The following is an 11,870-nucleotide window of genomic DNA, read 5'->3' as shown; positions in this document are numbered from 1 at the left end:
ATCAGCGTTTCTCCTTTTTAACTTTTCCCATACTGCGCAACGCCGCTACTTCACGAAACCATTGTTTAAATGGTCGCGCTGGACTACCTCCCCATTTTTCGCCATCCGGAATGTCATTCATAACACCACTACGAGCAGCAATCTGAACAGATTTACCTATTATGATGTGATCAGCTACTCCCACACTTCCGCCAAGCTGAGACATATCCCCTATAGATGTACTTCCCGCAATGCCACATTGAGCGGCAATAAGACAATAGCGGCCAATTTTTACATTGTGGGCAATTTGTACAAGATTATCAATCTTGCTTCCTTCACCAATAACGGTATCTTGAAATGTTCCACGATCAATTGTCGTGTTCGCACCAACTTCTACACCATCCTCAATAATAACGCGACCAAGCTGTGGAATTTTCTCGATTCCAGAAACGCCCCCAACATAACCAAAACCATCTTGCCCAATGCAAACACCAGGATAAAGCTGAACCTTATCACCTATTATAGAACACTGAACTGTTACCTTAGGAGCAATATAGCAGTCACATCCAATACGGCAATTTTCACCGATAACAGCTGTGGATGAGATAAGAGTTCCTGCACCAATCTCAACATTTTTACCAATAACAGCTCCCGCTTCAATACACACATCATGCGCCAACTTAGCCGTTGGATGAATATGCGCATGCGATGAAATCCCCTTCTGCCCCAACCAAGGTATTGGCTTAACAGAATCTGGAAACAAAATACGACCAATCTGAGCAAAGTCACGCTGTGGTGTGGATGTCACCAAAATTGCCATAGTTTCGGGAACTTTAAAAACAATCTCATTCGTACACAAAACAGCAACAGCAGAACTATCCAGCAAAGCATCAGAAAACTTTCGATGCTCTACAAAAACAAGCGAACCTTCCACAGCACTCTCAAGTGAAGAAAGAGTATTGATAACTTTATGAGAAAACTCTGGATTAAGAAGCTTTGCACCCGTCAACTCAGCAGCATTTGCAACTGTCAATCGTCGGGACGGCGTAAAAAAAAATGTATCCGCCATCAAAACACTTTCTCTCCCAGCTTAAGCTATTCTCTTCAAGTTTTTCCTTCTTAAAATCGCTCAAATCAGAACTTTGTAGAAATACCAAAGTTTAATTGCTGCACACGATCCCCCTCCTGCTTCATTATTGGCCAAGCATAATCAAAACGCAAAGGACCAAACGGAGAATCCCACATCAAACTCACACCTGCAGATGAGCGCCAAGCACTTTTGGTATTGGTAACAGGCGGCTCACCTTTAAAAACTGCCTTATAATTATTACCATAAAGCGTGGCAATATCCGCAAATAAAGCACCGCGCAACCCAAATCCTTCAGGCACAACAGGAATAGGAAACTGTACTTCAGCAGTCGCATTCATATATGTTGTTCCCCCTAAGAAATAAACTTCACCCTTATTGGAAACCTGACGTGGGCCTATCCCATTATATTTGAACCCTCTGATCATATCAGTATTCGCCTTAAACATATCGAAAATACGAACACCATCTCGGCCCATTCCGTGGATATAACCACCCCCAAAGGAAAGCAAACCAACGATATCCTTCTGCTCGGAAAGAGTCTTGTACATCATCGCCTTACCCGTGGTCTTCAAGAACTTTGCACTTCCACCAAGCCCTGCATATTCCTGAAGAAGATTCACATACCACCCATCATGAGGGGCTCTCATATCGTCAATTGTATTATAGGTAAAACCATAACTAATCGATGAACGCTTCCAAGGGCTTTGCTTTGCAGCTTGAACAATCGCACCAGAATATTTCCCGTATAATTCTATTATGTCACTCTCTTTATCGAAATTATACTCTCCGCCAAAATCATATTCTTCCTGCACATAAGAATAAGCTACATTAGCAGACAATTGATTATTAATAGGCAACGAAAACCGTAATGACCCGCCTGTCTGTCGTACATCATATGCTTTATCAGCACGGTAAGTACTACGAAAAACATCAACGCCAGCAGATAAACGATACCCTAAGAAATAAGGATCAACAAATGATAAATTATAATTACGGGATTTTTCTTGCCCTGCTCCTAATCCTAAACGAACATACTGCCCACGTCCGCCAAGATTACGCTCAGTAACAGAAACTTCAAGTGACATACCAGGACTTGTTCCCCCCGTTGTATACCCCCCTGAAAGAGAGAGATCTCCTGTTGAAGCTTCAACGACATCTATCACCAAAACAACTTGGTCAGATTGCTCGGTAGGAACCATTGAAATATTAACGGCTTTGAAAAAACCTAAACTTTCTAGACGACGTTTTGCCCGCTGTAATAAAGTTTGATTGTAGGCATCTCCTTCATTCAAATCAATCTCACGACGAATGACATAATCACGCGTTTTCTCATTACCACGTATATCAATACGCTGAATATAAGCACGTGTACCCTGTTCAATATTATATAAAATTGAAATTGTATGATTTGCTAAATTACGATTTCCCCGCGGTTCAACTTTAGCAAAAGCATAGCCAGAATCAGCAACCTTGTTATTAATAATTGCAACGGACTGTTCAATCTCTTCTGCACTATAAACATCACCTGGCTGGGTTTTAAGCATCCTTTTTACAGATTGAACGTCAATTCCATCGACATCACTTTCAACTTGAATATCACTAATTTTATAACGCGCCCCTTCATCAAGAACAAAAGAAATTTTATACGTATTGCTTGCTGCATCAAAAGTTGCTTTAGAAGAGACTACACGAAAATCTGCATAACCATGATTATAATAAAAGCGGCGTAAAGCTTCTTCATCAACAGCGAGGCGCTCTTCACTGTAAACATCGCCTCCTAACAACTTGGAAAAAATTCCTGAAGATTTTGTCGAAATTACATCACGCAAACGGCGACTTCCAAAGACACTATTTCCCTTAAAAGCGATATCACTAATCTTTGTTTTTTTTCCTTCAACAACATTAAAGACCACATTCACACGCCCTTTTCCAAGATTAATGGTTTGAACGTTAACCGTGATATTATTACGACCAAGAGTTTTATAAGCTTCACGAATTGTATTTATATCAGCAGAAAGCTTAGCAGAGTTAAAAGGTTCATTTGGTTTCAAAGAAATAAACCGTTTAAGATCTGGGTCTTTAAAAGATTTATTTCCTTGGAACAATATTTGATTGACAACCTCATATTCTTTTACGAATACGATCAATTTATCACCTACTTGATTTATTTTAACATCATAAAATAAACCTAATTCGAAAAGGTTCTTCACAGCATTATCAACATCACCACTGGAAAATCCTTGTCCAGCCTTAATACCCATATTGTCCCGAATTGCCTGAGAACTTACAAACTTATTCCCACGAACCTCAATAGAACGGACTACAGACGCTTGCATTTCTCCAACCACAGCAATTGACATAAAAGCCGTTACTGGAACAATCATCCCCATCTTTAACACCAACACAGATGCTGCATTTAAAAACTTTGAATTCGTAGTCATTGGCTCTTTTACCTTACTCTTATTCCTTGGACACAACGCCTTAAAAAGCTAACTGCCACAACAACCTTTTTACAGCGAGACTTTGTCATCCCTTAATTACTCATTATAATATACAACGCCACAACATTTTGCAGACATGGTAAACAACCTTCAATTTATTTTTGCTATTATTACCCAATTCATAAAGTATTTTCCATAATTTAATTAGCTAAACCAACAAAAATAATCATTTAAAAAGACAAAAATTATAAAAAGGAGAAGAATGGAAAAACCTAAACGAAAAATAATTCCCTGAATTTTAGTGGATATTGTCTTCCCAGTAATAACTTCAATGACATGAAATAAAAGATGCCCACCATCAAGTGGTAGAATCGGAAAAAGATTAATAAGCCCAACACTTATTGAAAGAAAAGCTGCCAAATTCAACAAAGAAATAAAACCTGCCTCGCTCACTTTCCAAGCAATTTTAACGGTTTTAGAAGGTCCACTTAGCCGACAACGATCCTCTTTTCCTTCTATTAAACGACTCATAAAAAGAACAGTTTGAGTAGCAATAAACGCAGTACGATTTGATGCTTCTCTTACAGCTGTTAAAAAACCATAGTGAATATGTTTTATATAAGTTGGATCTAAACGCGCAGGATTATTTGAATCAACAGGAACACCTACACCTATCATAGCACTTTGTATCCGATTACCGAATCCATCATCTCGCTCAACTACTTTCGGAGTAATGACCGTTGTAAACACGCGCCCCATGCGTTCTATCTTAAACTCTATAGGTTCTTTTCCGTGAAAAGTTACATAGTTCATCAAATCTTCAAAACTTTCAACCCGTCGACCATCCATTTCAACAAAACGGTCACCTAATTCCAAACCAGACTGAACAGCAGGGCTATCTTTTACTAAAGAACCAACAACCGGTTCAATGGCTACACGACCGTAAATAAAGAAAAAAAGTGTCAGAATAACAACAGTAAAAAGGACATTGAAAAAGGGACCAGCAAAAACAGTTGCTGCTTTTTTCCAAGCATGCACACTGGCAAATGAACCATCAACTATCGGAGATGATTGGGATGATAGCGTATCAATTTTTTCCTCATCTCCAACAAACTTTACATAACCTCCTAAGGGAATAAGTGCTAAGCGCCACTTGGTGCCATGCTTATCTGTGTAACTCGCTATTTGTGGACCAAATCCAAGTGAAAAAACTAACGCCTTAATACCACACCACCGACCAATGAGATAATGCCCAAGTTCATGCACAAAAATGATAATCATAATGATGAAAAGAATACTCAAACTTCTTAAAAGAAAATCACCCATAGTGACGATATGATTTAAAAGTCCCAAAATATCTACTCCCAATTAAATCATACTAAAAAGATTAAAAGGCGCATTCATATCAGATATAAACGCCCCAATTAAATAAAGAAGCAAAGCGGCCCCTACCAACCCATCCATACGATCCATAAAGCCACCATGTCCAGGCAATAAAGAACTAGAATCTTTAACAGAAAACCGCCTTTTGAGCCATGATTGTCCTAAATCACTCAATTGTGAAGCAATTGATAAAATAAGTGTAAGGAGTGGCACGAAAAAACTTGTTAAATTTATATCAAAAAATCCAAAAGCAACCCATATACCGCCGAAAACTCCGATAAATGTGCCACCAAACGCTCCTGACCATGTTTTATTAGGAGAAAATTGTGGTGCTAATTTAGCCCCCCCTAAGGCACGTCCGATAAAATACCCACCAATATCTGTCCCCCACACTATCGTAAATAAGAAAATAACAACCTGGAACCCCAACATCTCATGATCCCGTAAAAAGCATAAAGCAACAACAGGAAAAGAGGCATATAAAAAACCACAAAAAACCCACCCCCCCCTTTTTATAGATATAATAGCCAACACCGCAGCCAAAACGATTAAAACACAAAAATCTAATGAAGCAGATACACTCAACACTAAAAAAAAGCCGAAAAACAAATAAAAAATACTTGCTAATATCTTTTGTACAACACACCACTTCTCTTTAGTAATACTCATCCACTCATAGAGAATAAAACCGCCAACACACCATACAAACAAAAAAAAGATGGTTCCTCCCAACCACGTTAGATACAATGCAATAACGCCAAACACAAAAGCTGTCAGAACACGATAAACCAAATTAGACAAAACAACATCCACACAATAAAAATAGAAAATACAAGCTCTAAAATTGTAGTATTTTTATTTCACACTTGTACAAACTTCTCTTATAATTTACCATAAATAATTCAGTCTACCAAGATAGTGCTTATAAGACGAATAATCAATGAAAACAGCTTCAAAAATCCCCTCTTAAAATTAATCCTAAAATATGTTTTTAAATATTTTCTCAAACATAAAATGAAAAAGCGGCTATCTACTCCCTATATAAATTAACCAATAGAGGTTAAAAACACTCTTCTATCAACTGTTCGTCATCTAAAAGAAAATTATGCCACATAACATCTGCTTGATCGATTCTACTCGCATGTTTTATAATGGGAAATAAGAGAAAGGTTAGGCTTATTTTTTGTGTTATATTCTTTCCCCAACCCTCATCTTAGATATTTAAATAATTTCTAATAATGTTTTCATTATGCAGTTTAACAAAGACATGCTAACTAGGAGCCTTTACCATGCTGTTAAATAGTGTCTTCCAGCAAAGGGCATGATTTACCACGCAAACTAAAAAATTAAAACATCTTCCCTTTCAAATCAATCTCTCCCATATCAAGATGATAAAACGATAAAACACCTTCTTGTATTACACCTTGCTATCACAGAGCACACCACTCCTTACTATTATCCATAGAAACAATTTACAGGCGGGAATATAACATCCTTTTTCTAGCGACAAAACCGTCTTAAACGTGCATAATTTCAGATTCTTTTACGGCTAAAATTTTATCAATATCAGCAATAGTTTCATCTGTGAGTTTTTGAACTTTCTCAGACAAACTATGGGCTTCATCTTGCCCAATTTCACCATCTTTTTCTAACTTTTTCAAATTGTCCATACCATCCCGACGAACATGACGTGTAGCAACACGCGCTTGCTCTGCATAATGATGCGCAATTTTTACAAGTTCTTTACGGCGCTCTTCATTCAACTCAGGCAAAGGAATACGTAAATTCGTACCATCAGTTATAGGATTTAAACCAAGACCAGAATCGCGAATCGCACGCTCTACAGCTCCTACCATCGTTTTATCCCATACAGAAACAGAAAGCATCCGAGGTTCGGGAACAGAAATATTAGCAACTTGATTTATGTGCACAACAGAACCATAAGCTTCAACAGTCAACGGCTCTAATAAACTGGCCGATGCTCGTCCAGTCCGCAAACCACCCAACTCATGTTTAAAAGCCGTAATAGCACCATCCATGCGACGTTTCAGATCATCCATAATTGATGTAACATCCATATTTCTGTCTCCTTCAATTGTCCTTTGAAGCTTACCCTTATTCCGATACTATTGTAAAGCGTCCTGTTCCATTCAAGACCTTAGCCAAACCGCCTTTTTCATGAATGGAATACACAATAATCGGCACATTGTTCTCACGTGCTAAAGTGACCGCCGTTGAATCCATAACAGATAATCCCCATTGCAAAATTTCAACATGTGTTAATTGGTCAAAACGCTTAGCCGTAGGGTCTATTTTTGGATCTGCTGAATAAATACCATCAACTTGTGTTCCTTTAAGAAGGACATCCGCACCAATTTCTGCTGCACGTAAAGTGGCAGCAGAATCAGTGGTAAAAAATGGATTTCCTGTACCCCCTGCAAAAATAACAACTTTTCCCTGATTCATATAAGCTATTGCTTTACGTTGCGAGAAACTTTCACAAATTTGTGGCATAGCAATCGCAGAGAGTACAACCGTTTCAACGCCTAATTTTGTCAATGATGTTCGCAATGCTAAAGAGTTAATAGCCGTTGCAAGCATTCCCATATGATCACCTGTCACTCGATCTCCACCATGCGAAGCAACAGCAACGCCACGAAAAATATTTCCCCCACCTATTACAACCGCAACCTCTATCCCCATTGCGCGCACTTCTGCAATATCAGCGGCAATACGGTCTACAACAGAAACATCAATGCCAAAATTCTGCCCCCCCATAAGAGCTTCACCAGAAGCCTTTAAAAGAATACGTTTATACGGAAGTGCTAATGCCATTAATAATCTCCCCAAAAGCACATTTACTTTTTGCTTTTAACACCACGAAGGGCACCACTTTTTTTCACGTGACGCCCTCTCAACAATTACATTGGTCCCCTCAGAGATTCTATACTCAACGATATGATTTTAAATCTCTGATTAAGAGTTTGCAATAACTAACCTTTTGCAGCAGCAGCAACCTCTGCAGCAAAATCAGACTCCTCTTTTTCTATACCTTCACCTAGTGCAAAACGAATAAAGCCTGTGATTTTTGCCGGTGCACCAATTGATTTCTCAGCGTCCTTTAAAGCTGCCTCAACAGTCATATCAGGATTCATAACAAAAGCCTGTGAAAGCAAAACAACCTCTTCAAAAAATTTACGCATACGCCCTTCTACCATTTTTTCAATGATATTTTCAGGCTTTCCAGACTGACGTGCTTGATCTGAAAAAATTGCTTTTTCACGTTCAACAGCAGAAGCATCAACATCTTGTGCTGTAAGTGCTAATGGATTGGTTGCCGCAATATGCATCGCGACCTGCCGACCAAAAGCAAGAGCAGCCTCTTTATTTCCTGTTGTTTCAATCGCAACCAAAACACCAAGTTTTCCAAGCCCATCAGCCACACTATTGTGTATATAAGTCGCAACAACACCATTCTCAACAGACAATTTAGCGGAACGACGAAATGTCATATTTTCGCCAATTGTGCCAATTGCATCTTTAATTGTAAGCTCTACAGTCTTCTCAGAACCTGGATAAAGAGAAACAGAAACAGATTCAACATCCCCTGACGTATCTAAGGCAGCAGCTGCTACTTTACGCACGATGTCTTGGAATCCATCATTGCGTGCAACAAAATCTGTTTCAGAATTAATCTCAACCAAAACCGCATGTGAATCTTTTGATACGACTCCGATTAATCCTTCAGCCGCTGTACGACCCGCCTTTTTATCTGCTTTAGCTATCCCTTTTTTACGAAGCCAATCAACAGCAGCTTCCATATCACCATTAGTCTCTGCTAGAGCGGCTTTACAGTCCATCATACCAGCGCCAGATAATTCTCGAAGTTCTTTTACTTGTGCAGCAGTAATGCTCATATTTGCCTCTTTATTCTGTAACAGTGAAAGCGTGCAAATTTCCTCTGCACGCCAGTAACCTCTTCTTTAGAAAATAAAAGTACCTTAGTTAGGCGTTTTATATTACTCAGGAACTTCTGAAACCGCATTTTCCAACATAGGCTCCACAGGTGCATCAACTTGAGCTCCCAAATCAATACCCATGGCACCTTGCTGGCGTGCAATACCATCAAGAGCAGCACGAGCAAAAAGATCGCAATAAAGAGAAATTGCACGCGAAGCATCATCATTTCCTGGTATTGGATGCGTTACATCATCAGGATCGCAATTGGTATCAATAATAGCAATTACAGGAATACCCAAACGCTTTGCCTCTTGGAGTGCAATATTTTCTTTATTTGTATCGATAACAAATATAAGATCTGGAACAGATCCCATATCTTTAATACCACCAAGCGCACGATTAAGCTTTTCACGATCACGTTCAAGATTTAAACGTTCTTTTTTGGTAAAGCCTTGTGCTTCAGCGGCAAGAATTTTGTCAAGCTTACGCAAACGATGTATTGAATTGGAAATCGTTTTCCAATTTGTAAGCATGCCACCAAGCCAACGCGCATTAACGTAATATTGGGCAGAACGATTGGCCGCATCAGCGATAATGTCAGATGCTTGTCGTTTCGTACCAACAAAGAGAATACGACCACCGCGCGCAACAGTATCTGAGACAAGTTTAAGTGCTCGGTGCAAAAGTGGAACAGTCTGAGCAAGATCAATAATATGGATATTATTACGCTGACCATAAATATAAGGTGTCATTTTGGGATTCCAGCGATGAGTCTGATGACCAAAATGTACACCTGCTTCTAAAAGCTGGTGCATAGTAAAATCGGGTAGTGCCATAAATTTTATCCTTTCCGGTTCAACCTCCGCGGAAAAAGCAGGAAAACCTACTACCGGCGGATGCTTGCTAGACTCTTCTCACAGACTATTTGCAAACACCCAAACTCCGCGTGTGGAATAGTGCAAACATACTATTATTTGATTCTTTTTCAAGTCATTTTCTTCAATCATTTAATATTTGCATTTTCACATTGATCAAGATCTTTTCCAAGTTCGAGGAATTCGAGACTATTCAATTTGGCACGCACAGAAAAAGTTCCATAATCCATATGAAGATCACGCATAACACCATTCTCATGTAAGAGAAAACTGCTACGATAAATCGGCAAACCATCTTTATTTTCTTCATCATCAAAATAAGAGATTGTAACAGGCCAATATTTTTCTTCATCCAATTTTTTCATTTTTTCCGTTTCGCTATCAGATAAAAGCGCCTTTTTTTCCCCTATAACGACACTTTCTTTTATAACTTTATCTGCTTTATTCGTCCCATCAAATACCGTAACATTGTAAAAATGATGCCCTGCTTTTGCATGGCGAATAATATTTTTTAGTTGCATTACTGGAAATTCAGCCATTGCAAGCTTATACTCTTTTTCTTTTGGCTTTTTTAATGTAACTGTAATACCATCCAGAGTGCGCTCTGCGACCCCTTCAGCACGATGCGCAACCTCTTCTCCCTCTTGATCTGTAATATCAAAACGAAATGTACGGCTGTCCCCTGTTTCATAACTCGTCGTCTGTTGATCCGTTAAACGTACCGGCATACCTTCAATGTTCATACGACTAATGAAACGAAAACGTGTATTATAACCCTGACATACCGAACCAGTAAGCTCGTAAACCATTCGCCCTGTCATCCCAGAAATTGTCATTTCATGCGAAACGTTATCGAGATGAAAATCATAAATTGCTCGATGAGGCACAATAAAAATGGGCTCTTCAGCTCTCGCAGTACATACAAAAACAATATATAAAATTATTATAAATAATGATCTTATCATTCCCAACTTCCAAACTCTATCCCCGTTGCATAACATCATACAATAAGGCAAAAAAGGCTAATTTCTCAATTAACCACACATTTCCTTAAATCAAAAAATAGGGTATGCAATGAATGTATTATAGAACAGCTATGGAGTTTAAATTATGACCAATGGAATTGAAAGAAACCTAGAAAAGTTCGGTATCACTCTTCCTGAAGTAATCCCCCCCCTTGCCAATTACATCACCACTTCGCAAAGTGGTAATCAACTCTTTATTTCTGGACAGCTCCCTCTTATTAATGGAAAACCTATAGCCATCGGTAAAGTTGGTACAACTGTGAATGTCGAACAAGCCCAAAAAGCATCTGAAGCTTGCGCTCTCAATATTCTCGCTCAACTCAAAGCAACTCTGGGTGACTTAAATAGAATAAAACGCATGGTAAAAATTACTGTTTTTGTGGCGGTAGATTCTCATTTTACCGATATCCCTTTTGTTGCCAATGGAGCTTCTGATTTATTTGTCAATATTCTTGGTGAAATTGGAAAGCACGCTCGTTCTGCTATTGGTGTTGCCTCTCTTCCCATGGATGTTCCTGTAGAAGTTGAAGCCATCATAGAAATCTAAATCTTCATTAAAGACAGTGCATCACCCTAGCTAAATATAACTGAATCCAAAATACTTCTTTGTCTTATAACTTTGATAAAACTTGCACTTTTTTGTTTTGAAATTAAAATTCTAAACCTATAATAAAAGGAAACATTTGTATGAAACAAGCTTATGACAATAACAATATTTTTGCTAAATTGATTCGCAATGAAATCCCTTCTGTTCGCGTCTATGAAGATAATGATGTTATTGGATTCATGGATATCATGCCACAGGCACCAGGTCATACGCTGGTCATTCCTAAAAAAGGCTCTAGAAACTTGCTTGATGCAGATACTGAAACATTATTTCCTGTTATTAAAGCTGTTCAAAAAATTGCAAATGCCGTCAAAAAAGCCTTTCAAGCAGATGGGATAACTGTCATGCAATTTAATGAAGCAGCGAGCCAACAAACCGTTTATCACCTCCATTTCCATATTATACCGCGTATGGAAGGAGTAGAACTTACCCCTCATAATGATGTGATAACACCTATAGAAATACTTGAAGAAAATGCAAAAAAAATCCGCGCAGCCTTGTAACATGCTC

11 protein-coding genes are annotated in these 11,870 nt (G+C 38.6%); 2 read left to right on the top strand and 9 right to left on the bottom strand.

All coding sequences use genetic code 11. From position 1 onward, the window contains the following. Nucleotide 1: 1 nt before the first annotated feature. From lpxD to ACFIM1_RS06320, 9 genes are all read right to left on the bottom strand, one after another. Nucleotides 2-1,048 carry a UDP-3-O-(3-hydroxymyristoyl)glucosamine N-acyltransferase gene (gene lpxD / locus ACFIM1_RS06360; RefSeq protein WP_375607211.1) on the bottom strand — a complete coding sequence of 349 codons (1,047 nt, stop codon included), beginning with the start codon at nt 1,046-1,048 and terminating at the stop codon, nt 2-4. 65 nt (nt 1,049-1,113) lie between these two features. Next, nucleotides 1,114-3,510, bottom strand: coding sequence for an outer membrane protein assembly factor BamA (gene bamA, locus ACFIM1_RS06355; RefSeq protein ID WP_375609507.1), 2,397 nt, complete (start codon nt 3,508-3,510; stop codon nt 1,114-1,116). A 204-nt stretch (nt 3,511-3,714) separates the two neighbouring features. Next, complete coding sequence (locus tag ACFIM1_RS06350; RefSeq protein WP_375609508.1) at nt 3,715-4,863, bottom strand: RIP metalloprotease; 1,149 nt, start codon at nt 4,861-4,863, stop codon at nt 3,715-3,717. 15 nt (nt 4,864-4,878) lie between these two features. Further along, entirely contained in the window at nt 4,879-5,694 is an 816-nt protein-coding gene (locus tag ACFIM1_RS06345) for a phosphatidate cytidylyltransferase (RefSeq protein WP_375609509.1), read from the bottom strand. 716 nt (nt 5,695-6,410) lie between these two features. Next, nucleotides 6,411-6,971 carry a ribosome recycling factor gene (frr, locus tag ACFIM1_RS06340; RefSeq protein ID WP_375609510.1) on the bottom strand — a complete coding sequence of 187 codons (561 nt, stop codon included), beginning with the start codon at nt 6,969-6,971 and terminating at the stop codon, nt 6,411-6,413. A 37-nt stretch (nt 6,972-7,008) separates the two neighbouring features. Continuing rightward, the gene (pyrH, locus tag ACFIM1_RS06335; RefSeq protein ID WP_375609511.1) at nt 7,009-7,728 is read right to left on the bottom strand and encodes a UMP kinase; all 720 of its coding nucleotides are present in this window, start codon (nt 7,726-7,728) and stop codon (nt 7,009-7,011) included. A 158-nt stretch (nt 7,729-7,886) separates the two neighbouring features. Then, nucleotides 7,887-8,810: a translation elongation factor Ts gene (tsf, locus tag ACFIM1_RS06330; RefSeq protein ID WP_375609512.1), complete on the bottom strand. Its 924-nt coding sequence runs from the start codon at nt 8,808-8,810 to the stop codon at nt 7,887-7,889. A gap of 102 nt (nt 8,811-8,912) precedes the next feature. Beyond that, nucleotides 8,913-9,689 (bottom strand): 30S ribosomal protein S2, encoded by a 777-nt coding sequence (gene rpsB / locus ACFIM1_RS06325; protein WP_375608532.1) that lies wholly within the window; start codon nt 9,687-9,689, stop codon nt 8,913-8,915. Nucleotides 9,690-9,856: 167 nt separating this feature from the next. Continuing rightward, nucleotides 9,857-10,693, bottom strand: coding sequence for a cell envelope integrity EipB family protein (locus tag ACFIM1_RS06320; protein ID WP_375609513.1), 837 nt, complete (start codon nt 10,691-10,693; stop codon nt 9,857-9,859). A gap of 145 nt (nt 10,694-10,838) precedes the next feature. On the opposite strand from ACFIM1_RS06320, the gene ACFIM1_RS06315 reads away from it, so the two are divergent. Continuing rightward, complete coding sequence (locus ACFIM1_RS06315; protein ID WP_375608530.1) at nt 10,839-11,300, top strand: RidA family protein; 462 nt, start codon at nt 10,839-10,841, stop codon at nt 11,298-11,300. A 140-nt stretch (nt 11,301-11,440) separates the two neighbouring features. Next, entirely contained in the window at nt 11,441-11,863 is a 423-nt protein-coding gene (locus tag ACFIM1_RS06310; protein WP_375608529.1) for an HIT family protein, read from the top strand. Nucleotides 11,864-11,870: the final 7 nt, after the last annotated feature.

The organism is Bartonella sp. AC158YNML (assembly GCF_042196725.1).
Lineage (GTDB): Bacteria > Pseudomonadota > Alphaproteobacteria > Rhizobiales > Rhizobiaceae > Bartonella.
The sequence above is the reverse complement of the archived record's forward strand: the minus strand, read 5'-3'. Positions and strand labels throughout refer to the sequence as shown.

What these genes read in the sequence shown, in the direction of transcription:
- ACFIM1_RS06320 (WP_375609513.1), bottom strand. Translation starts at nt 10,693, where the DNA reads ATGATAAGATCATTATTTATAATAATTTTATATATTGTTTTTGTATGT.
- ACFIM1_RS06315 (WP_375608530.1), top strand. Translation starts at nt 10,839, where the DNA reads ATGACCAATGGAATTGAAAGAAACCTAGAAAAGTTCGGTATCACTCTT.
- tsf (WP_375609512.1), bottom strand. Translation starts at nt 8,810, where the DNA reads ATGAGCATTACTGCTGCACAAGTAAAAGAACTTCGAGAATTATCTGGC.
- lpxD (WP_375607211.1), bottom strand. Translation starts at nt 1,048, where the DNA reads ATGGCGGATACATTTTTTTTTACGCCGTCCCGACGATTGACAGTTGCA.
- bamA (WP_375609507.1), bottom strand. Translation starts at nt 3,510, where the DNA reads ATGACTACGAATTCAAAGTTTTTAAATGCAGCATCTGTGTTGGTGTTA.
- ACFIM1_RS06310 (WP_375608529.1), top strand. Translation starts at nt 11,441, where the DNA reads ATGAAACAAGCTTATGACAATAACAATATTTTTGCTAAATTGATTCGC.
- pyrH (WP_375609511.1), bottom strand. Translation starts at nt 7,728, where the DNA reads ATGGCATTAGCACTTCCGTATAAACGTATTCTTTTAAAGGCTTCTGGT.
- frr (WP_375609510.1), bottom strand. Translation starts at nt 6,971, where the DNA reads ATGGATGTTACATCAATTATGGATGATCTGAAACGTCGCATGGATGGT.
- rpsB (WP_375608532.1), bottom strand. Translation starts at nt 9,689, where the DNA reads ATGGCACTACCCGATTTTACTATGCACCAGCTTTTAGAAGCAGGTGTA.